20 protein-coding genes are annotated in these 20,880 nt (G+C 72.5%); 9 read left to right on the top strand and 11 right to left on the bottom strand.

Annotated features, from left to right (window positions below):
• Positions 1-24 precede the first annotated feature (24 nt).
• Positions 25-2,703, bottom strand: coding sequence for a beta-N-acetylglucosaminidase domain-containing protein (locus ACIQM0_RS14290; RefSeq protein WP_401286226.1), 2,679 nt, complete (start codon positions 2,701-2,703; stop codon positions 25-27).
• A gap of 145 nt (positions 2,704-2,848) precedes the next feature.
• On the opposite strand from ACIQM0_RS14290, the gene ACIQM0_RS14285 reads away from it, so the two are divergent.
• Positions 2,849-3,811: an SDR family oxidoreductase gene (locus tag ACIQM0_RS14285; protein WP_401286225.1), complete on the top strand. Its 963-nt coding sequence runs from the start codon at positions 2,849-2,851 to the stop codon at positions 3,809-3,811.
• 1 nt (position 3,812) lies between these two features.
• On the opposite strand, the gene ACIQM0_RS14280 is transcribed toward ACIQM0_RS14285, so the two are convergent.
• Entirely contained in the window at positions 3,813-4,646 is an 834-nt protein-coding gene (locus tag ACIQM0_RS14280) for an enoyl-CoA hydratase/isomerase family protein (protein ID WP_401286224.1), read from the bottom strand.
• A gap of 91 nt (positions 4,647-4,737) precedes the next feature.
• Complete coding sequence (locus ACIQM0_RS14275) at positions 4,738-5,469, bottom strand: PIG-L deacetylase family protein (protein WP_401286223.1); 732 nt, start codon at positions 5,467-5,469, stop codon at positions 4,738-4,740.
• 150 nt (positions 5,470-5,619) lie between these two features.
• Here ACIQM0_RS14275 and argG point away from each other — a divergent pair, with 150 nt between their 5' ends.
• Both argG and ACIQM0_RS14265 read left to right on the top strand, forming a co-directional pair.
• Entirely contained in the window at positions 5,620-7,071 is a 1,452-nt protein-coding gene (gene argG / locus ACIQM0_RS14270; RefSeq protein WP_401286222.1) for an argininosuccinate synthase, read from the top strand.
• A gap of 184 nt (positions 7,072-7,255) precedes the next feature.
• Positions 7,256-7,828, top strand: a complete 573-nt coding sequence (locus ACIQM0_RS14265) for a rhodanese-like domain-containing protein (protein ID WP_401286221.1) — start codon at positions 7,256-7,258, stop codon at positions 7,826-7,828.
• Between the two features lie 72 nt (positions 7,829-7,900).
• On the opposite strand, the gene ACIQM0_RS14260 is transcribed toward ACIQM0_RS14265, so the two are convergent.
• Positions 7,901-9,196: an alpha/beta fold hydrolase gene (locus ACIQM0_RS14260; RefSeq protein ID WP_401286220.1), complete on the bottom strand. Its 1,296-nt coding sequence runs from the start codon at positions 9,194-9,196 to the stop codon at positions 7,901-7,903.
• 105 nt (positions 9,197-9,301) lie between these two features.
• Between ACIQM0_RS14260 and ACIQM0_RS14255 the strand changes: the two genes are divergently transcribed.
• On the top strand, positions 9,302-10,465 hold the full coding sequence (locus ACIQM0_RS14255; protein WP_401286219.1) for an ABC transporter ATP-binding protein: 1,164 nt from the start codon (positions 9,302-9,304) through the stop codon (positions 10,463-10,465).
• Positions 10,466-10,507: 42 nt separating this feature from the next.
• Here the strand turns inward: ACIQM0_RS14255 and ACIQM0_RS14250 are convergent, their stop codons facing one another.
• The 6 genes from ACIQM0_RS14250 to ACIQM0_RS14225 form a co-directional block, all read right to left on the bottom strand.
• The gene (locus tag ACIQM0_RS14250; protein WP_401286218.1) at positions 10,508-11,656 is read right to left on the bottom strand and encodes a serine hydrolase domain-containing protein; all 1,149 of its coding nucleotides are present in this window, start codon (positions 11,654-11,656) and stop codon (positions 10,508-10,510) included.
• 216 nt (positions 11,657-11,872) lie between these two features.
• Entirely contained in the window at positions 11,873-12,826 is a 954-nt protein-coding gene (locus tag ACIQM0_RS14245; RefSeq protein ID WP_401286217.1) for an ABC transporter substrate-binding protein, read from the bottom strand.
• A complete protein-coding gene (locus tag ACIQM0_RS14240) occupies positions 12,823-13,500 on the bottom strand; it encodes an ABC transporter permease (protein ID WP_401286216.1) in 678 nt (225 codons plus the stop codon). Before ACIQM0_RS14240 ends, ACIQM0_RS14245 begins: the two co-directional genes overlap by 4 nt.
• Positions 13,497-14,174: an ABC transporter permease gene (locus ACIQM0_RS14235; RefSeq protein ID WP_401286215.1), complete on the bottom strand. Its 678-nt coding sequence runs from the start codon at positions 14,172-14,174 to the stop codon at positions 13,497-13,499. Before ACIQM0_RS14235 ends, ACIQM0_RS14240 begins: the two co-directional genes overlap by 4 nt.
• A 106-nt stretch (positions 14,175-14,280) precedes the next feature.
• On the bottom strand, positions 14,281-14,982 hold the full coding sequence (locus tag ACIQM0_RS14230; RefSeq protein WP_401286214.1) for an alpha/beta fold hydrolase: 702 nt from the start codon (positions 14,980-14,982) through the stop codon (positions 14,281-14,283).
• Between the two features lie 41 nt (positions 14,983-15,023).
• On the bottom strand, positions 15,024-15,587 hold the full coding sequence (locus tag ACIQM0_RS14225; protein ID WP_401286213.1) for a PadR family transcriptional regulator: 564 nt from the start codon (positions 15,585-15,587) through the stop codon (positions 15,024-15,026).
• Positions 15,588-15,657: 70 nt separating this feature from the next.
• Between ACIQM0_RS14225 and ACIQM0_RS14220 the strand changes: the two genes are divergently transcribed.
• The 4 genes from ACIQM0_RS14220 (at position 15,658) to ACIQM0_RS14205 (ending at position 19,426) form a co-directional block, all read left to right on the top strand.
• A complete protein-coding gene (locus ACIQM0_RS14220; RefSeq protein ID WP_401286212.1) occupies positions 15,658-16,050 on the top strand; it encodes a nuclear transport factor 2 family protein in 393 nt (130 codons plus the stop codon).
• Positions 16,051-16,107: 57 nt separating this feature from the next.
• Positions 16,108-16,806, top strand: coding sequence for a formylglycine-generating enzyme family protein (locus ACIQM0_RS14215; RefSeq protein ID WP_401286211.1), 699 nt, complete (start codon positions 16,108-16,110; stop codon positions 16,804-16,806).
• A 152-nt stretch (positions 16,807-16,958) separates the two neighbouring features.
• Positions 16,959-18,251 carry a phosphoribosyltransferase family protein gene (locus ACIQM0_RS14210; RefSeq protein WP_401286210.1) on the top strand — a complete coding sequence of 431 codons (1,293 nt, stop codon included), beginning with the start codon at positions 16,959-16,961 and terminating at the stop codon, positions 18,249-18,251.
• Between the two features lie 125 nt (positions 18,252-18,376).
• Complete coding sequence (locus tag ACIQM0_RS14205; protein ID WP_401286209.1) at positions 18,377-19,426, top strand: polyprenyl synthetase family protein; 1,050 nt, start codon at positions 18,377-18,379, stop codon at positions 19,424-19,426.
• A 60-nt stretch (positions 19,427-19,486) separates the two neighbouring features.
• Here ACIQM0_RS14205 and ACIQM0_RS14200 read toward each other — a convergent pair whose 3' ends face one another.
• Positions 19,487-19,918 (bottom strand): DUF2000 family protein, encoded by a 432-nt coding sequence (locus tag ACIQM0_RS14200; protein ID WP_401286208.1) that lies wholly within the window; start codon positions 19,916-19,918, stop codon positions 19,487-19,489.
• 141 nt (positions 19,919-20,059) lie between these two features.
• Between ACIQM0_RS14200 and ACIQM0_RS14195 the strand changes: the two genes are divergently transcribed.
• Complete coding sequence (locus ACIQM0_RS14195) at positions 20,060-20,878, top strand: AraC family ligand binding domain-containing protein (protein ID WP_401286207.1); 819 nt, start codon at positions 20,060-20,062, stop codon at positions 20,876-20,878.
• Positions 20,879-20,880: the final 2 nt, after the last annotated feature.

Genomic DNA, 20,880 nt, shown 5'->3' with positions numbered 1-20,880 from the left:
CGGACGCACGGCGGGAGGTACCCGCTACTTCCCCACCACCACCTCCGCGATCTGCGGCGCTGCGGCGCCCTCGCGCCAGGCCAGCCGCACCGCGTCGGCGGTCCGGCCGTGCGCGTCGACCGTCGTGTACGCCCCGCCGAGCCTGCCGACGGTCCGCCAGTCGCCGTCCGCGTTCCGCAGCTGGATGTCCGCGGCGCCCTTGGCACCGGCCGGCTGGAGAACCGTGACCGAGCCGACCGCACGCGCGGTGCCGAGCCCCAGCTCGAGGAACTCACCGGCCTCCGGGGCACGTGCGGCCCGGTAGACCGTGCCCGGGTCCCCGTCGGCCGCCGCGCTCAGCGCGGATCCGGTGGCCGCGGGCGGGTTGCCCGTGACCGCGCCGTCCGTGGTCGCGACGTGGAACTCACGGACGACGACCCAGCTGGTCTGGCCCGCGGTCGCCCGCGCCCGCACATAGCGCGCCTTCGTACCGGCGGGCGCGGCCGTCGTGACGTCGGCCTTCCCGGAGAAGGCGGTGAGCTGCTGCCAGTTCTTGCCGTCGGCCGAGTACTCCAGCACCCCCTCGTGGAGGTAGTCCTCGGTGCTGCCGGGCTTGCCCATGGCGAGCGTGATGTCGCCGATGTCCCTGGACGCGCCGAGGTCGACGGTGAGCTGGTCATCCACGGCCGGCGCGTCGTCGCTCCAGAAGTACGTGGAGTCGTCGCCGTCGAGGATCCGGGCGGCGGTGTTGTTCTGGTACGTCCCGAGGCTCGTCGACGCGGTCGGCCGGCCGCTCACGCCGAGGATCCGGTCGTGCTCGGCGGTGGCCGCCTCGATGAACGCGTCCAGCACCCCGTCACCGACGAGGACCGGCACCTTGCGGCCGTCGAGGCCGGTGTACACGAAGGACTTGGCCCGCTCGACCTGCGCCGGCAGTTGCTGCCGGAGCTCCCAGGCCTGTGCGCCCTTCCCCGCGCGGGCCGCGTCGACCATGCGCAGAGCGGTGCGGGACGCGGTCGCCCAGGACTCGGTGGCGTCCAGCCAGGGGCCGGAGTCCTCGATGAACCCCTGGTCCGGAAGGCCCGCGCGCAGCCGGGCGGGGGCCGCGCCGAGGTCTCCGAGCACGGTGGTGAGCCGCTTGGAGTCGCCGGACTTCCAGTAGCGCGCGAACTCCGCCGCCAGTTCCGGTGCCTTGTCGGTGTTGAGCGCGGAGCTGTAGTTGGCGTCGGCGAAGGCGCGCAGCGCCTGCTCGGTGCGGGCGTCGCCACCCGCGTACTCCTTGAGTCCCTTGCCCCACGAGGTGCGCGGGTCGTACGCGGCGTCGTTCCAGGAGTAGTCCGCGACGGTGTACAGCGAGAGCTTCGACGCGTACGGCTGGATCATCGGGTTGGCGGTGATCCCCGCGAGTCTGCCCGGCAGGCCCTTCTCGCGGCCGTTGTACGGGCCGAGGAGCAGCCGGTCGGTCGCGTAGTCGTTCACCGGGTAGTTGTCCCAGGTCAGGATCGGGTGCCCGAACACCTCACGGGCGGCGTCGGCCTGAGCCACCGTCATGGTCGGTGCGACGACTCCCACGCCGGTCCATTCGACGAGCACATCCGGGTCGAGCTGCTCGGAGATGGCCTTCTTGTACGCCGATCCGCTGACGTCGTAGTACTCGGTGGGGACCATCTGGAGCGGCTGGGCGCCGGGGTGGGTGGCGATGAACTCCTTGTTGACCCGGTTCAGCAGATGCGCCTGCGCGGCTCCCGCCGCACCGCCGCCGGTCCCCCACTTCGCCTTGTCGGCGTCGCAGTTCCAGTCGGTGTAGCTGATGTCGTCCAGCGGCACCGCGAAGGTCCGTACGCCGATGTCCCAGATCGTCTGGAACTTGTCGACGAGCGCCTTGGCGTCCTCGTCCGAGCTGTAGCAGACCGACAGTCCGGGCGAGAGCGCGTAGGTGAACTCGACGTGGCGCCGGACCGCGCGGCCGGTGAGCTCCTTGATCTGTGCGAGCTGGTCGGCCGGGTAGGCGTCGCGCCACTTCTCGCGGAGGTAGGCGTCGTCCTTGGGCGAGTACACGTAGATGTTCATCTTGTGCTCGCCGTAGTAGTCCAGCTGGTCCAGGCGGGCCTTGTGCGACCAGGGGGTGCCGTAGAAGCCCTCGATGACGCCGCGCAGCGCGGTGCCCGGCCAGTCGCGCACCGCGAGCCCGCCGACCCGGGCACCCGGCCGCTTCTGCCGCGGCAGGATCTGGCGCAGGCTCTGTGCGGCGTAGTAGGTGCCGGTGGTGTCCTTGCCCGCGAGAACGACGCGGTCCGCGCCGATACCGAGGACGTATCCGTCGGCGGGCAGCCCGGAGGGGCCTTCGAGCTTCTGGGCGGTGAGCGCGCCGGGGTCGCCGACGTGGACGGTCAGCCCGCTCGCGGGCGCCCGGGTGCCCCGGACGACGCGCTGGGCACCCGCCTGCTTCAGGGCGGTCTCCACCACGGCGAGCGAGGACGCGTCGGCCGTTTCGCCCGCCACCACGGTGACGGTGGGAGTGATGGTGATCCGGTCGGACCGGCGCTTCACGGACTGCGGGGTCGGGGTGATGGCCGGGGTCCCGGGGCTGTCCTGGGCCTTGGCCGGAGCGCCGGTCCCGGTGGTGCCGGCCGCCTGTGCGGACGGTCCGGCGGCCAGCAGGCCGCCGACGAGCAGGGTCGCCGCCGCGGCGAGAGCGGTGAGGCGGGGTGGGCGAGGCGTCACAGATCCTCCATTGATCACTCAAGTCATCAGAGTCGCGCAACACAACTGCACCGAATTCAACATCCTGGCGCTTGCATGTCAATGGTCTGGACAACATCACTGCGTGGACCTGGAGTTTTGCCTTCGGAAGCGGTACTTATGCGCCATGACAGAGACCCCGCACACCCCCGGACTCGCCGCTCCGCCGCCGCTGGGTGCGAGCGCGTTACCACCCGGCACGTACGACGGCAGGGTGGTGCTGGTGACCGGCGGCGGCTCGGGGCTCGGCAAGGCGATCGCGGCCGAGTTCGCCCGGCTGGGAGCCGATCTGGTGCTCGTCGGCCGGAACGCCGACCGGCTGGCCACCGCCCGGGAAGAGCTCGCTCCACTGACAAGCGGCCGGGTCATGACCGCCCCCGGCGACATCCGCGACCCGGACCGGATCACCGAGGTGTTCGACGCGGCCGGGGCCGAACTGGGGCCGCCGGACGTGCTGGTCAACAACGCGGCGGCCAACTTCCCCTCCCCCGCGGAGGACTTGTCGCCGAACGCCTGGCGGGCGGTACTCGACATCACGCTGACCGGAACCTGGTTCATGACCCGGGAGTTCGGGCGGCGCCATCTCGCGGCCGGGACGGCGGGCTCCATCGTCTGCGTCGGGGCTTCGTACGCCTGGACCGGTGGCCCCGGCTACGCCCACTCGGCCGCCGCGAAGGCCGGGGTGAAGAACCTGGTCGAGACCCTTGCCGTGGAGTGGGGTCCGTACGGGATCCGGATCAACGGGCTGGTGCCGGGCCTGATGCCGCACGAGGACATGACCGCCGACATCCGCGGCCACCTGGACCGGGGCGGGGAGACGAGCCCCGAGCACGACGCACGGCAGCCGGCGCTACGGGTCGGCCTGCCCCGCGAGCTGGGCTGGGCGGCGACGTTCCTGGCCTCGCCCTACGCCGGGTTCATCACCGGCCATTCCCTCGTGGTCGACGGCGCCAACTGGCAGCGGCGCTCCCTGGTCGCCCCACCCGTGGTGCCGGTGCGCGAACAACTGGGCCGAGGCCCCTTCTCGCCGCCCGGCCCCGAGGGGCGTGGAGCCGGCGGCCCCCGAAGCGCGGCCGACGACGCGCGGTGACTCAGCGGCCCTCGAAGTGCGGTGGCCGGCGGGCGGCCTTGGCCGCATAGCCCTCGGCGCAGTCCCGGGAGGTGAGGGTGAGCGCCGCCGCCAGCGCCGTACGGTCGAGCGCGGCCGCCATCCCGGCATCGGCGAAGGCGTCCACCGAACGCTTGATGTGCCTCACGGCCAACGGGGCGTTGGCCGCCACCGCGTCGGCCAGGGACCGCGCGGTGCGCTCCAGTTCACCGGGCGGCGTGACGCCCTGGAGCAGCCCGATCCGCTCGGCCGTCGGCGCGTCGATCCGGCGGCCGGTGAGCGCGAGGTACTTCGCCCAGCCCGCCCCGGCCTCGCGGGCGATCCGCATGTCGCCGCCCGCGTCGACGGCGACCCCGATCCCGGCCTCCGGCAGCGCGAACACGGCGTCGTCGGCGGCGATCCGGATATCGGCCATGAGCGCCAGCTCGAAACCGAAGCCCAGACAGTAGCCCTGGACCGCGGCGACCACCGGCTGCGGGAGCCCGGCGAACGCGGCAAAGCGTTCGTGCACCCAGCGGATGCCCTCGTAGTAGTTCTGGGTGCGCTCGGACGGGGAACGCCCGGTGATGCCGCCGCCGGGCGCGGTGACATCGATCCCGGCGCAGAAGGCCCGGCCCTCACCGCGCAGCAGAACGACCCGGATCGCTTCGTCGAACCTGATCCGGTCCGCCATGATGCCGAGCTGCCTGCTGGACTCCCAGCTCCAGCCGTTGAGCCGATCGGGCCGGCAGAGGGTCAGCACGCCCACGCCGCCCTCGACCCGGAGTGTCATCCGCTCCTCGCCGTGCGGAATGTCGTGATCGAGGATGTCGAGCACGGCCGCCCCCTCCGTAGCTGACGCATCGTCAGAAAGGTTGTGCGGCACAGGGTACGGCCGCAACCCCGGAGGCGGCCAGAGCCGGTCCGGCTCAGTGCGCGAAGAGCTCGAAGGTCACGGCGGGCCGCCCGCCGAACCGCTCGGCCGACGCCTGGGCGTTGCCGGTCAGGAAGGTGCGGCAGTACTCCTCGGGGTCCTGGTCCGTGAGCACCTCGATGTACGTGCGGTGGGCGAGCAGCGAGCGCACGGAACGCTCCAGTCCGGCCGTGACATCGACGGCGTGCGTGGGGGTGACCGATCCGGCGACGGCCACCCAGCGCACCCCGTTCCACGGTTCGAGACCCCGCTCGGCCAGCTCCGGGAAGATCCAGCGGTTGCCCGCGTCGGCCACCGCGTCCAGGGCCGCGCGGCCGACCGCGCGGTGGTCGGGGGTGTTCCAGGCGACGCCGCCCCAGGTGTCGCGGTGGTTGAGCGTGACGATCAGCTCGGGCCGGTGCCTGCGGATGGCCGCCGCGATGTCGCGGCGCAGGTCCAGGCCGTACTCGATCACCCCGTCGCGATGATCCAGGAACTCCACCCCGGAGACCCCGACGACCGCCGCGCTCGCCCGCTGCTCCCGCTCGCGCAGCGGCGCGCACGTCGCCGGTGCGAGCGTGTCGATGCCGGCCTCACCCCGGGTGGCCAGCAGATAGGCGACCTCGCGCCCGCCGTCGGTCCACACGGCGACGGCTGCCGCACAGCCGTACTCCAGATCGTCGGGATGAGCGACGACGGCGAGTGCGCGGTGCCAGTCCACGGGCATGGATTCCAGCTGCTCGGTCATACCGGCAGGCTATCCGGGCCGGACCGGCCCGGCCCGCTGTCGCACGCCCCGTCGCCGGTCCGCACACGCGACCCCGCTCCCCCGTGCGACCGGCGGCGCACCCGAAGGCGCCACGTTGCATGATCATGCGTAATGACGCATACTCTTCCCATGTCTAAGGTTCTTACCTCCCTGCCCGCCGGCGAGCGCGTCGGCATCGCCTTCTCCGGTGGCCTCGACACCTCCGTCGCGGTCGCGTGGATGCGCGACAAGGGTGCCGTCCCGTGCACCTACACCGCCGATATCGGCCAGTACGACGAGCCCGACATCGCGTCGGTGCCCGGCCGCGCGTCGGCCTACGGCGCCGAGATCGCGCGCCTGGTCGACTGCCGCGCGGCGCTGGTCGAGGAGGGCCTTGCGGCGCTCACGTGCGGCGCGTTCCACATCCGCTCCGGCGGGCGTGCCTACTTCAACACCACGCCGCTCGGCCGCGCCGTCACCGGCACCCTGCTGGTCCGGGCGATGCTCGAGGACGACGTCCAGATCTGGGGCGACGGCTCGACGTTCAAGGGCAACGACATCGAGCGGTTCTACCGTTACGGGCTGCTCGCCAACCCGCACCTGCGGATCTACAAGCCGTGGCTCGACGCGGACTTCGTCCACGAGCTGGGCGGCCGCAAGGAGATGTCGGAGTGGCTGCTGGCCCATGACCTCCCCTACCGCGACAGCACCGAGAAGGCGTACTCCACCGACGCCAACATCTGGGGCGCCACCCACGAGGCCAAGACCCTGGAGCACCTCGACACCGGCGTCGAGACCGTCGACCCGATCATGGGCGTGCGGTTCTGGGACCCCGAGGTCGAGATCGCCACCGAGGACGTGACGATCGGCTTCGACCAGGGCCGTCCGGTGACGATCAACGGCAAGGAGTTCGCCTCCGCCGTCGACCTGGTGATGGAGGCGAACGCCATCGGCGGCCGCCACGGCATGGGCATGTCTGACCAGATCGAGAACCGGGTGATCGAGGCCAAGAGCCGCGGCATCTACGAGGCACCGGCCCTGGCCCTGCTGCACGCCGCGTACGAGCGGCTGGTCAACGCCATCCACAACGAGGACACCATCGCGCAGTACCACAACGAGGGCCGGCGCCTGGGCCGTCTCATGTACGAGGGCCGCTGGCTCGACCCGCAGGCCCTGATGATCCGCGAGTCCCTCCAGCGCTGGGTGGGCGCGGCGGTCACCGGTGAGGTGACGCTGCGGCTGCGGCGCGGCGAGGACTACTCGATCATGAACACCTCGGGCCCTGCGTTCAGCTACCACCCGGACAAGCTGTCCATGGAGCGCACCGAGAACTCCGCGTTCGGCCCGGTGGACCGGATCGGCCAGCTCACCATGCGCAACCTCGACATCGCCGACTCCCGCGCCAAGCTGGAGCAGTACGCCGATCTCGGCATCGTCGGCAATACGCACGCCACGCTCATCGGTGCCGCCCAGGCGGCCTCGACAGGGCTGATCGGCGCCATGCCGCAGGGCGGCGCCGAGGTCATCGCCTCCCGCGACCAGGCCGAGGGCGACGACGACCAGATGCTCGACCGTGCCGCCATGGAGTTCGGCACCGACTGACCGGGGCCTGAGCGCGTCCGACCGCCGGGCCGGGGTGCCGGTGCGGCACCCCGGCCGGGCGGCCCCGCGGCCCGCCCGGCTTCGTACACCGCCGCTTCGGATACCCCGACGGGTACCCTGGCCTGTCCGGGGCAGGAGAGACCGAGAACCTGCCCCGCCCGGTGAACGAAAGGAAACACTGCTCGTGACCAGCCCCGTATCCCTCTCCCCGGCCCAGGCCGCGGCCCGTCTCACGGAGTTCACCGTCATCGATGTGCGGGCCCCGGGCGAGTACGCCTCCGGGCACGTTCCCGGTGCCCTGAACATCCCGCTCGACCGCCTCTCCGAGGCGGTGCCCGCACTCAAGTCGGCCTCCGCGCGCGGCGCCCTGCTCGTGGTCTGCGCCTCCGGGATCCGCTCCACCCGGGCCTGTGACATCCTCTCGGCCGCCGACATCGACGCCGCCACGCTGACCGGCGGCACATCCGCCTGGGAGGGCGAGGGCCGCGACCTGGACCGCCCCTCCGGCGCCCGTGCCACCTGGCCGATGGATCGGCAGGTGCGGCTCGCCGCCGGTTCGCTGGTGGTCGCCGGCCTGCTGGCGGGGGTCAGGTACCCGGCCGCGCGCTGGCTGTCCGCCGGTATCGGCGCCGGTCTCGTCTTCTCCGCGGCGACCAACACCTGCGGCATGGCCGCGGTCCTGTCCAGGCTCCCCTACAACCGTGACCCGCGTGCGGCGGCCAACCTGGACGCGACACTGGACGCACTGCAGGGCTGACCGCGGCCGGCCCACCGGACGGCCCGGACCGGTCGCGGCCCGGACGCGTCACGGTTCGGGCCTCGTCGCGGCTCAGACCTCGTCGCGGACCAGGGCGAGCAGCCGGTCCAGGACCCTCGGGCCGCCCGCGCGCAGGCCGTCGTGCTCGTACTCGTCGGTCACCCAGGTACGGAGTCCGCGGATCGAGGCGGCGGTCCGCAGCGCGTGGGCCGTGTCGACGTACATGTCGTCGTGGTAGACGGCGGCGGCCACCGGTACGTCGTTGGCGGCCAGGCGCTCGGTGTCGTACAGCGGCTCCCAGTCGCCGCGGTTGGCGAGCAGCTCTGCCGTCTCGCGCAGCGGGCGCAGGGCCGGGTCCACGTCGAAGTGCCAGGGGTGGATGCTCTCGCCCGTGAAGAGGACCGGGCCGTCGCCCTGGAGCGCGGTCACCGCGTCGAACTGCGGGAACTCGGCGCGCACCCGCTCGGCCGCCCAGCCGGTGGGACGCTCGCCCTGGCCGTAGATGGCCTCGTGCAGCAACGCGTACAGCGGGTGCCCCGCGAACGAGGAGGCCGCGCGCATGGCCTCCTGGAAGGCGTCGGAGAGCTCGGTGCCGTGCGGGGTGTGGACGAAGGCGTTCTCCAGCAGGTAGTGCAGCTGGTGGCTGCCGCTGCCGCCGCCGAGCATGATGCCGAGCGACTGGAACCCCTCGGGCGTCAGCCGGTGTCCGGCGCTCTCCGGGCGGTGCTCCGCGAGGTGAGCGGTGATCTCACGGGCGCGCTCGACGTCCTGCGGGTAGCGGGCGTAGTGCGCGGCGACCTTCCGCTCGATCCTCGGGTACGCGGCCCGGTAGACGTCGTCCGCGTGGGCGTCGAGCGAGGGCAGACCACCGGTGATCAGGACGGTGCTGAGCCCCTCCGGCGCGGCGGAGAGATAGCGGACCGCGCAGAAGCCGCCGAAGGACTGTCCGAGGACCGTCCAGGGGGCACCGCCGGTCAGCTGCGGACGGATCAGTTCGCAGTCCCGGACGATGCTGTCGGACCGGAAGTACGCGAGGTAGTCGGCCTGCTCCCGCGGGCCGCCGCGCAGCGGCAGGGTCTGCCGGTTCGCCGGGGTGGACAGCCCGGTACCGCGCTGGTCCAGGAGCAGCACCCGGAACTCCTGCACCGCGCGGCCCAGCCAGGCCTCCGCGCCGGTGAAGCGCCGGGCGCCGAAGCCGGGTCCGCCCTCCAGGTAAAGCAGCCACGGCAGCTCTTCACCGGCCCTGGATCCGGCCACCACCTCCCGGCCGAAGATCTCGATCTGCTCACCGCCCGGGTCGGTGTGATCGAGCGGCACGGTGAAGTGACGGTCGGTGAGGACGAGGCCGGGCTGACGATAGCTGCTCAAGGGTGCTCCTGAATCCGTTGTTTCCCGGACAGTTCAGCACACCCGCGTGACCCGGACAGTCCCGGCCCGTGTGCGGCGGGTCCGGCCGCCTCCTAACGTGCAGTCATGATCCGGTTCGAGCAGGTCGGCAAGGTCTATCCGGACGGTACGACGGCGGTCCACGAACTGTCCTTCGAGGTCGCCGAGGGCGAGCTCGTCACCCTGGTCGGCCCCTCGGGCTGCGGCAAGACCACCACGGTGATGATGGTCAACCGGCTGATCGAGCCGACCTCCGGACGCATCCTGGTGGACGGCAAGGACATCTCCGAGGTCGACCCGGTGAAACTGCGCCGCGGGATCGGCTACGTCATCCAGCAGGTCGGCCTCTTCCCGCACCGGACGGTCCTCGACAACACCGCCACGGTCCCGGCGCTGGTCGGCTGGAAGCGGTCCAGGGCGCGGGAGCGCGCGGCCGAACTGCTGGATCTGGTCGGCCTCGATCCGGCGACGTACGGCTCCCGGTACCCCGCCCAGCTCTCCGGCGGCCAGCGCCAGCGGGTCGGCGTGGCACGGGCCCTGGCCGCCGATCCCCCGGTGCTGCTGATGGACGAACCGTTCGGCGCGGTGGACCCGGTGGTGCGGGAACGGCTCCAGAACGAGTTCCTGAGCCTGCAGGCCACGGTCAGGAAGACGGTGCTGATGGTCACCCATGACATCGAGGAGGCGGTGCGGATGGGTGACCGGATCGCGGTGTACGGAGAGGGCCGCATCGAGCAGTTCGACACCCCGAGTGCGGTGCTCGGGTCCCCGGCGACCCCGTACGTGGCACGGTTCGTCGGTGCCGACCGGGGGTTGAAGCGGCTGTCGGTCACCACGATCGAACCGGAGGATCTGGAGGAGCCCCCGGTCGCCCGGCTGGACGAGCCCGCCCGGGTGGCGGCGGCCCGGCTCGGCGCCGCGGGATCGCGGTGGGCGGTGGTCCTGAACGGTGCCGGCGAGCTGCACGGCTGGGTGGCGGCGGATGCGCTGCGGATCGCCGGGGAGCACGGCACGGTGGGCGAACTCGCGTGCCGGATGGACGCGTGGGTGCCGGTGGGCGCCCCGTTGAAGCAGGCTTTCAGCGAGATGCTCCAGCACGACGCCGGGTGGGTGGCGGTGCTGGACGGGGCACGGTTCGTCGGCGTACTGACCCCGTCCAAGCTCCACGAGGCCCTGCGCCGGTCGGTGGACGCGGACGCGCAGGGGGTCGGGCGCGACGAGGTGGAGTTCGACTCGGTGGCGGACGCGTGAGGGGTGCGCCGGGGTCCGCCGGCGCGCTTCGCGGTCCGGGGCTCAGACGCCCGTGGCGTGCCGCCAGAAGTCACGCATCAGCACGGGCGGGGTGGGGCCGGCCATCGCCACCTGGCTGAGCATGATGGCGACGGTGCCGGTGGCCGGGATGATGTGCGCCGTCGTGCCGGTGCCGCCGACCCATCCGTAGCGACCCGGAACGTTCCACGGATCGAGCGTCTCGACGTCGACCGAGCCACCGAACCCCCAGCCCTGCCCCTCGGTGAAGAGACCGCTGGCCGCGCGCTGTGCGGGCGTCAGGTGATCGGTCGTCATCTGACGCACCGATTCGGGCGTCAGCAGACTGCGGCTGCCCACGGCCCCGCCGTCGAGCAGCATCCGGGCGAAGGCGTACCAGTCGTCGACGGTCGAGACGAGTCCGCCGCCCCCGGACGGGAAGTCCGGCATGCGGCTCCACTGGCCGTCGGGGGCGTCCACCAGTTCGAGCTTCCCCTCCGAACCGGCCCGGTAGTAGCCGGTGAACCGGTCGAGCCGGTCCGCGGGTACCGCGAATCCGGTGTCGGTCATGCCGAGTGGCTCGAAGAGCCGCTCCGCCATGAACTCCGGCAGCGACTGCCCCGAGACCCTGGCGATCAGCACGCCCAGGATGTCGGAGCAGGTGTTGTACAGCCACGCCTCCCCCGGTTGGTGCAGCATCGGCACCCGGGCCAGCGCCGCCGTCCACGCGTCCGGCTCGGCGACGGCCTCCGGCTCCGGGGAGCCCTGGTGCAACTCGCTGAACAGGGGCGCGACAGCGGGCAGCGAGAAGTCGGAAGGGAATCCGTACCCGGCACGGAAGGTGAGGAGGTCGAACACGGTGATCGGCCGGACGGCCGGGACCACGTCGTCGACCGGGCCGTCCGGGGTGCGTACGACCTTCGGTGACGCCAGTTCGGGGAGCCACGGCCCCACCGGGTCGGCCAGGGCGATCCGGCCGTCCTCGACCAGCGTCATGGCCGCCGCCGCGGTGAGCGGCTTGGTGATCGAGGCGATCCGGAAGATCGAGTCCCGGGCCATCGGCACGCCGCCGTCCGTGAAGGCGGAGCCGACCGCCGCCACGTCGACGCGTTCGCCGCGGGCCACCAGGCCCACCGCGCCGGGCACCGATCCGTGACGGACATGCGTTTCGAGTACTTCGCGCAGGGTGCTCATCGCTCCGCCTTCTCAGCTGTGGGGTCAACAGGATGACTCCACCGGGGCTGCGAACTCATCGGACCGCGCCGCCCCCGGTCCGGATCTCTTGACCGCACTGTGGCGCGCGGCCTGGGTTCGGTCCGGCGCTGCCGGGTGGTGGTCGCGGCCGGGGCGTGGGACCGGGAGCGGATCACGGCCCGGCTCGCGGAGCTGCCCTGGTGAGGCGGGACGCGGTCAGCCGGCCGGGATGAGGTGCTTGGACCGCAGGTAGGTGCGCGCCACGTCCTCGGGGAGCCGTCGCCAGCTGTCCACCTGCTCGTTCAGCCGGGCCAGGTCCGCGGTGGTCAGTACGGTGTTCAGCTTGCCCAGCGCGGTGCGCACGCCCTCGCTGCCCGCCCGGGACCGGTTGACGACGGGGACGAGGTAGTCGGCGTTCTGCAGGTGCTTGTCGTCCGCGAGCAGGACGAGCCCGAACGTGTCCAGGGTGGCGTCGGTGGTGGTGGTCAGCACCATCTGGTCCCGTCCGCTCTGGACGGCCTGCTTGGCCTGGGTGGTACCGACGCCCTTGGGGTCGACGGCGGTGATGTCGATGCCGTACGTCTTCTTCAGGCCGGGTGCGCAGTAGGGGCGCTGCACGCATTCGTCACCCGCGGCCAGCCGGACCGGCAGCCCCGACTTCCCCAGGTCGCTCAGCGACTTCAGGTGGTGCGCCGTCGCGTAGGAGGAGGTGACGGCGAAGGCGTTCTGGTCGACGGCACGACCGGGGTCCAGGACGGTGAGGCCGCGGGGTGCGGCCAGGGCGCGCAGGGCCTTCATGGTGGTGGCGAGGTCCGGCGAGCCGACGGGGGCCGCGTCGGCGCCGTTCTTCTTGGCGTTCAGCCAGTCGGCGAACGTGGCGGCGTACTCCGGTACGACGTCGATCTGGCCGCTCTCCAGAGCCGGTTCGTAGATCTCCCGGTTGGTGACGGAGATGATCTTCGTGGAGTATCCGGCCCGGTCGAGCAGCAGGGCGTACATCTGGGCGAGCAGATCGCTCTCGGTGAAGCCCGCGGAGCCGATGGTGAGGTGTTCGCTGTCGCCGGGCGGTGCGGTGACCGCGCCCTGGTTCTCCAGCGCGGGCCCGGTCGTGCATGCGGTCACGGCCAGGAGGAGCACCGGGAGCACCGGGGCCGTGCGCCGGGCCCTCATCCGGCGTTCCCGTCGCGCACCCAGTCGGGGGCGAGGCGCTGTGCCACCTCGAAGAGCCCTTCGACGATCAGGGCGAACGCGGCGACCAGCACCGCTCCGGCGACCACCTGGGCGGTGGAGGCGAGGTTGAATCCGGCGGTGATGATCCGGCCCAGGCCGCCGCCGCCCGCCAGTGCGGCGATGGTGGCGGTGGCGACGAGCTGCACGGCCGCGATCCGTACGCCGGTGAGGATCAGCGGGAGGGCGAGCGGCACCTCGACCTGGAACAGCAGCTGCCTGCCCGTCATGCCCATGCCCCGGGCCGCCCGTACGACGTCCTGATCGACCTCCCGCATCCCGACGTAGGCGTTGGTGAGCAGCGGCGGTACGGCGAACAGGACGAGGGCGACGATCGTCGGCCCCTCTCCGAACCGTCCGACGGGGGTGAGCAGGAGCAGTACCAGGACGGCGAAGGTGGGAACGGCCCGGCCGACGTTGGAGATGTTGACGGCGAGCGCGCCGCCCTTGCCGAGGTGGCCGAGCACGAGTGCCACGGGCAGTGCGATGAGGCAGCTGATCAGCAGGCAGACGACGGTGAGGTAGAGGTGCTGGCCGAGCCTGGTCCAGATGCCGTCGTCGCCGTACCAGTGCGCGGAGGTGGTGAGCCAGGACCAGGCCTTGGCGAGGGTGTTCACGACTGCCTCCGCGTCCAGGGGGTGAGCAGGCGTTGGACGAGGAGGAGCAGCAGGTCGGCGGCGACGGCGATGACGACGCAGAGCACGGACGCGGTGAGCACCTGGGCCTTGAAGTAGGTGTTCATCCCGGAGTAGATGAGGTTGCCGAGCCCGCCGTAGCCGACGATCGCGCCGATGGTGACGAGGGAGACCGCGGAGACGGTGGCGATGCGCAGGCCCGCCATGGCGGCCGGCAGGGCGAGCGGCAGTTCCACCGCGACGAGCAGGCGTACGGGGCCGTATCCCATGCCGCGTGCCGCCTGGCGGGTCTCCTCCGGAACGGCTCGGAGTCCGGCCAGGATGTTCCGTACGAGCAGCGTGAGGGAGTACAGGACGAGGCCCGCGACGACGAGGGCGGCGGAGAGTCCGTACACCGGCAGCAGCAGCGAGAACATGGCGAGGGACGGGACGGTGTAGAGGACGGTGGTCACCCCGAGCACCGGACCGGCCGCCCAGCGCCAGCGGCGGGCGGCGAGGGCGAGCGGCAGCGCGAGGACCAGGCCGATGAGGACGGCGATCACGGTCAGCTGGAGGTGCTGGAGCACCGCGTCCCACAGGATGTGCCGCCGGCTGGTCAGATAGGCGCCGCAGATCCATTCGTTGCGCGCGAGGCAGTCGTCGGGGGGCGCGGTCACCTGTCCATTGCAGCCCGGAACGCCTCGGGGGCGCGCGTCCTGATCGACTGTTCGTGGGCGCGGCGGGCGGGGGTTCCGCGCACGGGGCGTCGCCGCCCGGTACGGCTCAGGACCGCGCGGCCGCCCCGGTCAGGATCCGGACCAGCTCCTGCGGCCGGGAGAACATCGGCCAGTGCCCGGTGTCCAGGGTGACCAGCTCCCAGCTCTCTCCGGTCAGCAAGGCGGCCACGTCGTCGGCCGGTTCGGGGCCGTCGAGCAGGCATTTGACGTAGGTGACCGGCAGGCCGCCGAGCGGGCCGCTCAGCACGGCGGGATCGCTCAGCGAGGCGCCCGGGTGCGGCGTTGCGCCGGCCACGATCCGCGCGGTCTGCTCGTCGGTGAGCCCCTGGCCGTCGAAGTCGGGCGCGGTCGGCGGCGCCCAGACGCCGCCGTCGCCCGCGAGCTCGGCCTCCAGCGCCGCCGGACCCTGCCACCAGGCGGAGACGAAGGACTCCCCGTCGGCCGGGACACCGGCGTCCACGAAGACGACACGGGCCAGCCGGTCGCCGATCCGGACGGCGGCCTGACCGACCGGGATGCCCGAGTAGCTGTGGCCGACCAGAACGACATCGCGCAGGCCGAGGCGCTCCACCTCGTCGACGATGTCGGCCACATGGGTCTGCGGGCCGACCGGAAGGCCCCGCTTCTCACCGACACCGCTCAGGGTCAACGGGTGGGCGCCGTGCCCGGCCGCGCGCAGCCCCGGCACCACCTCGTCCCATGCCGACGCTCCCAGCCAGGCACCCGCCACCAGTACGAATTCAGTCATGGGGGAGAAACTAACCGAGGGGTCTGACAGCGACAGGATCCTCAACGCCGTTGAAGCGCCCGTCGGTCCAGGATCCGCAGCACGTTCTCGCCCCAGCGCAGGTTCTCCTCCTCGAAGGCCCGTCCGCGCATCAGCGTCAGGTAGGGGCCGATGCGCTCCGCCTGCGCGACGAAGGTCTCCTCGTCGCGGCCGTCCAGCATGCGGTCCCGAAGCCGTTCGTAGCGGGCGAGCTTGGCGCGCGCCCACTCCATGCGTTCCTCGACCGACGCACGTACCGCGTCCTGGTCGCCACCGTCCACCGCCTGGGTCATGACCAGGAGCTCGTCCCGGATGGCGGTGGGGCGGGGTGGTTCGGCGGTGAACGCGGCCAGCGCGGCGCGGCCGGCGCCGGTGAGGGTGAACACCCTCTTGTTCGGCCTGCGCCGCTGCTCGACCACCCGTGCCTCGATCAGGCCGCTCTCCGCCAGCCGGTCCAGCTCCCGGTAGAGCTGCTGCGGTGTGGTGGACCAGAAGTCCGCGACCGAGACGTCGAAGACCTTGGCCAGGTCGTAGCCGGAGGCCTCACCTTCCAGCAGCGCCGCCAGGACCGCGTACTTGAGAGACATCTGGACAGGCTAACACCGATGTGATTAATCTCTTTCACGCCTATTCAACGAATTGACTATGGAGCGGCACATGCACCCCTTCCGCAAAGCCGTCGAGACGCACGACCTCGACGCGATCGAGGCGATGCTGGCCGATGACGTCGTCTTCACCAGCCCGGTGGCGTTCAAGCCGTACCCCGGCAAGCCCCTCACCGCCGCGATCCTGCGCGCGGTCTCCGAGGTGTTCACGGACTTCCGGTACGTCCGGGAGACAGCGAGCGAGGACGGACGGGACCACGCCCTCGTCTTCGTCGCGAAAGTGGGCGACCGGGAGATCAACGGCTGCGACTTCCTGCACCTGAACGAGGCGGGCCGGATCGACGACCTGACGGTGATGGTCCGGCCCCTCTCCGCGGCGCAGGCGCTGGCCGCGGCCATGGGCGAGCGGTTCGGCGAGATCACCCGCCAGGCATCGGCAGGCTGATCACGGCCGGGCGCGAACCGGCCGGTCCGCCAACGGCGTTGATACGATCACCGCCCCATGGACACAGACACGGACATCCAGCTGATCACCGTCCCGGCGGGGCAGGTCACGCTGTCGGACCGGCGCACACAGCGGAGTTGGGCGGTCGGGCTGAGCCCGTACCGGCTCGCGGCCTCCGTGGTCACCCAGGCCCAGTACGCGCGGGTCACCGGCGAGCGTCCGAGTGCCGCGCAGGGCGACCGGCTGCCCGTCGAGGGCGTCTCGTGGCTGGACGCGGTCCGGTTCTGCAACGCCCTGTCGGTGCACGAGGGGCTGACGCCCGCGTACCGCCTCGGCTCCGGCGCCGAGGCCGCGGCGGGCGACGGGAGCGCCGAGGACGTCGGCTGGGACACGGCGGCCGACGGCTACCGGCTGCCCACGGAGGCCGAGTGGGAGCACGCGTGCCGCGCCGGCACGACGGGCGCACGGTACGGCCCGCTCGACGACATCGCCTGGCACCGCGGCAACTCGCTGGAGCGGATGCGCGAGGTGGGCGGAAAGCAGCCCAACGCCTGGGGGCTGTACGACACGTTGGGCAACGTCTGGGAGTGGTGCTGGGACGTCTACGACGCCGAGGTCTACGGCAGCTACCGGGTGCTGCGCGGCGGCGGCTGGTTCGACGAGCGCTGGAGCTGCCGGGCCTCGGTGCGGCGTCGCAGCCACCCGACGTTCCGGATCGACGACACGGGGTTCCGGGTGGCGCGTTCCGTCCTGTGACGGTCCGCGCGGCGGCGTCCGCCGCTGCTGCCGTTCCCGAGGAACGGCGGAACGGCGGACGCCGCCGGCTTGCGGGCCCGTGGTGCATGGGGTTGATTCGAAGGAGGTGTGCAGGTAGCCGCCTCCCCTCTCCCGGTCTGGGGTGAATCCCCGTGCTGTTCTCCGACCGCGCCGACGCGGGACAACGGCTCGCCGAGGCTCTGCGCCCCCTCGCGGGGAGCGATCCCGTCGTGCTGGGTCTCCCCCGCGGCGGAGTACCGGTGGCCTTCCGGGTCGCCCAGGAGCTCGGCGCACCGCTCGATGTGATCGTGGTCCGCAAGCTCGGCGTCCCCCGCCACCCGGAACTGGGCTTCGGGGCCCTCGGCGAGGGCGGTGTACGGGTCATCAGCGAGGACATCCTGCGCCGCAGCGGGGCCTCGGCGGCGGATCTCGCCTCCGTCGAGCGCGCCGAGACGGCCGAGCTGCTCCGGCGGGCCCGGACCTTCCGCGGCGACCGGCCGCGCATCCGTTTCGACGGGCGCCGCGTGATCATCGTGGACGACGGCATCGCGACCGGCGCGACCGCCCTGGCCGCGTGCGAGGTGGCACGTGCGCAGGGTGCGGCCCACGTCGTACTGGCCGTTCCGGTGGCGTCCCCGGACGCCGCCGAGAGGCTGCGCGGCCGGGTGGACGCGCTGGTGTGCCTGTCCACGCCGCCCCGGTTCTCCGCGGTGGGTGAGTGGTACCGGGACTTCGGCCAGACCCCGGACGAGGAGGTCGTCGCCCTGCTGGCGCGGGCCGCGGACCGGGGCCCCGGGCGGACGGCCGTCGAGGTGGACGTGGAGGCGGGCGGCGTCGTCCTGCCGGGTGAGCTCACCGCGGCCGGTTCCGCCCGCGCCCTCGTGGTGTTCGCGCACGGCTCCGGCAGCAGCCGGCACAGCCCGCGCAACCGCTCGGTGGCGGCGGCACTGAACCGGGCGGGCCTCGGCACCCTGCTCTTCGACCTGCTCACACCGGCCGAGGAAGCGGTCCGCGCCCACGTCTTCGACATCGGGACCCTGGCGGAACGGCTGGTGGACGCCACCGGCTGGCTGCGACGCCGTGAGTCCCTTCCCGTCGGCGTCTTCGGGGCGAGCACCGGAGCGGCGGCCGCCCTGCGGGCAGCGGCGGCCGTCGGCGGGGAGCGCGGCACCGGGATCGGTGCGGTCGTCTCCCGTGGCGGCAGGCCCGACCTGGCGGGGTCCGTCCTCGGCGACGTCCGGTCGCCGACACTGCTCGTCGTGGGCGGCCGCGACGCCCGGGTCCTGGAGCTGAACCGGCAGGCGCAGGCGGAACTGCGCTGCGAGAACCGGCTCGACGTCGTCGCGGGTGCGACGCACCTCTTCGAGGAGCCGGGCACGCTGGACGAGGTCGCCGAGCTGGCCCGGGAGTGGTTCATCGACCACCTGGCGGACCGGTCCGGCTGACCCGGCGACCGCCTCCGAGACGAATTTCTGTACGGATCGGCCAATCGCGAAGCAACCCTCGGCGCGCGTCAGCCGTCTTGATCCGCAACAAGGCGGCACGCCGCACACGACAAAGAGGGCCGCCGATGACGCCCCCGGTGGCCGAGCGGGCCACAGCGCAGGAGATCCTCGCCCGCTGCCGCGCCCTCGTCCGTCCGGCTCTCGGCCGGGCCGTGCGGCAGCTGCATCCGTGGCACGCCGAGATCACCGCGTTCTCGCTCGGCTGGGACGGGCCCGACGGCCGGGCCGTCCCCGGTGCGCAGGGCAAGGGCATCCGGCAGGCCCTCACCGTGCTCGGTGCGGAGGCCGTCGGCGCGAAGGCGCAGAGCGCGGTGCGGGGCGCTGTCGCGGTCGAGCTGATCCACACGTTCTCCCTGCTCCACGACGACATCATGGACGGCGACGAGACCCGCAGGCAGCGGGCCACCGCCTGGAAGGCCTACGGGACCGGGCCCGCCGTCCTCGCGGGTGACGCGCTCTTCGCGCTCGCCGTGCAGACCCTGGCCGACGCCCCGGGGGCGCACTGCGTGCCGGCGATCCGGCTGCTGTCCGGGACGCTGAACGACCTGGTCCGAGGGCAGGCCGACGACCTGCTCTTCGAGTCCCGGCCCTGGACGGGTCCCGATGCCGTGCGGCCGCACGAGTACCGGCTGATGGCCGAGCGCAAGACGGGCGCGCTACTGGGCTGCGCCGCCGGTCTGGGCGCCGTGCTCGGCGGGGCCGGGCGGACGGAGGCCGACGCCCTCACCGCGGCGGGACGCCATCTCGGGGTGGCGTTCCAGGCCATGGACGACGTGCTCGGCATCTGGGGCGACCCGGAGGTCACGGGCAAGCCGGTGCACAGCGATCTGCGTCGGCAGAAGAAGACCTACCCCGTCCTGACCGCGCTCGCCGCGGGCGACCGGGCAGCGCTGGAGCTGGGCGCGCTGCTGCGTACGGGCGAGCCGCTCGACGACGGCGCGGCCCGGCGGGCGGCCGGTCTGGTCGAGGAGGCCGGCGGGCGCGCGGCCACCGTGGCCGAGGCGCATCGGCATCTGGAGAACGCCCGCGCCTGTCTGGAGAGCGTCGCGCTGGAGCCGGACGCCGTCGGGGAGCTCCTGGCGCTCCTGCCGTTCTTCGTCGAGCGCACCGTGTGACCTGCCCGCCCGGCGCACCGCGCTGGGGCGGGCGGCGGGCCGGGCCGGCGGTGACCTCGCTCAGGAGTGCATGGACGCGCCCTTGAGGATCTTGTCCACGGCGTTGCGGGGACCGTGGACGGCCAGCCCGACCAGGTCCATGCCGTCCCGCCGCACGGCCCGGACGGCGGCCCGGTTGTCCCGGTCGTTGCCCGTCGAGAAGAGGTCGGACGTGAACACCGACAGGGCGACGCCCCGGCCGACCGCACGGGTGTGGGCCGTCGTCAGCATCTCCTTCCCTCCTTCGAGGACCAGGACCGGTTGACGGAACATCGGCAGGTACGGGGTGCCGTCGGCGTCGGCGTACGGTTCGCCGACCAGTTCGGGCACCGCCGTGCCGAGGCCGCTGACCAGGAAGGCCGTGACGTTCAGCCGCTGCCAGGTCTGCAGGTCGTCCCGGAGCAGGACGGCGATCTTGGTGTCGAAACGGACGGGGGCGAGATCATCTGTCATGGCTCCGAGCCTGCCCGGCCGTCCCCCCGGCTGTCTTGTACGAACTTTGCATGACCACCGCGGTGCGGCGCTGCCCCGGGTGCCCGCCCCGCGACCGCCGCACGGAGCGGGCACCGCGTCCGCCGGGCGTACGATCGGGTCATGGCTGCTCGTCCGGACATCACCGCGTGGTGTCCGCCCGTGGAGGGAATCGAAGAGGTCTTCCACGCCCACTTCATCGATCACTCCTACCCCATGCACACGCACGACGCGTGGACCCTGCTCATCGTGGACGAGGGCATGGTCCGCTACGACCTGGACCACCACGAGCACGGAGTGCTCACCCACGTGGTGACGCTCCTGCCGCCGCACGTCCCGCACAACGGCGGCGCCGCGACCGCGGAGGGCTTCCGCAAACGCGTCCTGTATCTCAACACCGCGCAGGTCGACGAGGAACTGATCGGCACGGCCGTCGACAGCCCCGTGCTGCACGATCCGGCGCTGCGCCGCCGGATCGCCCGGCTCCACACGACGCTCGCCGAACCGGGCGACGAGCTGGAGGCGGCGAGCCGGCTCGCCCTGGTCGCCGAGCGCCTCGACCAGCATCTGCGCAACCAGCTCGAACCCGTCCGGTACGTGCACGACCGCAGGGTCGCGCACCGGCTGCGCGACCTGCTCGACGAACGGTTCGTGGAGGGGATCGCCCTCCAGGAGGCGGCGCTGCGTCTGCACGCCCACCACACGCATCTGGTGCGGGCCTTCAGCCGTGAGTTCGGGATGGCACCGCACCAGTACGTGACGGGGCGCCGTGTCGACCTCGCGCGCCGGCTGCTCCTCCAGGGGCTGCCGGCGCCCGCGGTGGCGACGGCCGCCGGTTTCTACGACCAGTCCCATCTGGCGCGTCACTTCAAGCGTGTCGTGGGCACCAGCCCGGGGCACTACGCCCGCACCCGGGGACCGCTCACCTCGCCCGCCGCCTGACG

The sequence above is a fragment of the Streptomyces sp. NPDC091387 genome (assembly GCF_044756945.1).
Classification (GTDB): Bacteria; Actinomycetota; Actinomycetes; order Streptomycetales; family Streptomycetaceae; genus Streptomyces.
This window is presented reverse-complemented; position numbering and strand designations above follow the sequence as displayed.

Bases quoted from the DNA above. Each gene is read 5' to 3' on its own strand.
- ACIQM0_RS14285 (WP_401286225.1), top strand. From the start codon at position 2,849: ATGACAGAGACCCCGCACACCCCCGGACTCGCCGCTCCGCCGCCGCTG.
- ACIQM0_RS14275 (WP_401286223.1), bottom strand. From the start codon at position 5,469: ATGACCGAGCAGCTGGAATCCATGCCCGTGGACTGGCACCGCGCACTC.
- argG (WP_401286222.1), top strand. From the start codon at position 5,620: ATGTCTAAGGTTCTTACCTCCCTGCCCGCCGGCGAGCGCGTCGGCATC.
- ACIQM0_RS14255 (WP_401286219.1), top strand. From the start codon at position 9,302: ATGATCCGGTTCGAGCAGGTCGGCAAGGTCTATCCGGACGGTACGACG.
- ACIQM0_RS14250 (WP_401286218.1), bottom strand. From the start codon at position 11,656: ATGAGCACCCTGCGCGAAGTACTCGAAACGCATGTCCGTCACGGATCG.
- ACIQM0_RS14245 (WP_401286217.1), bottom strand. From the start codon at position 12,826: ATGAGGGCCCGGCGCACGGCCCCGGTGCTCCCGGTGCTCCTCCTGGCC.
- ACIQM0_RS14230 (WP_401286214.1), bottom strand. From the start codon at position 14,982: ATGACTGAATTCGTACTGGTGGCGGGTGCCTGGCTGGGAGCGTCGGCA.
- ACIQM0_RS14225 (WP_401286213.1), bottom strand. From the start codon at position 15,587: ATGTCTCTCAAGTACGCGGTCCTGGCGGCGCTGCTGGAAGGTGAGGCC.
- ACIQM0_RS14220 (WP_401286212.1), top strand. From the start codon at position 15,658: ATGCACCCCTTCCGCAAAGCCGTCGAGACGCACGACCTCGACGCGATC.
- ACIQM0_RS14215 (WP_401286211.1), top strand. From the start codon at position 16,108: ATGGACACAGACACGGACATCCAGCTGATCACCGTCCCGGCGGGGCAG.
- ACIQM0_RS14205 (WP_401286209.1), top strand. From the start codon at position 18,377: ATGACGCCCCCGGTGGCCGAGCGGGCCACAGCGCAGGAGATCCTCGCC.
- ACIQM0_RS14200 (WP_401286208.1), bottom strand. From the start codon at position 19,918: ATGACAGATGATCTCGCCCCCGTCCGTTTCGACACCAAGATCGCCGTC.
- ACIQM0_RS14195 (WP_401286207.1), top strand. From the start codon at position 20,060: ATGGCTGCTCGTCCGGACATCACCGCGTGGTGTCCGCCCGTGGAGGGA.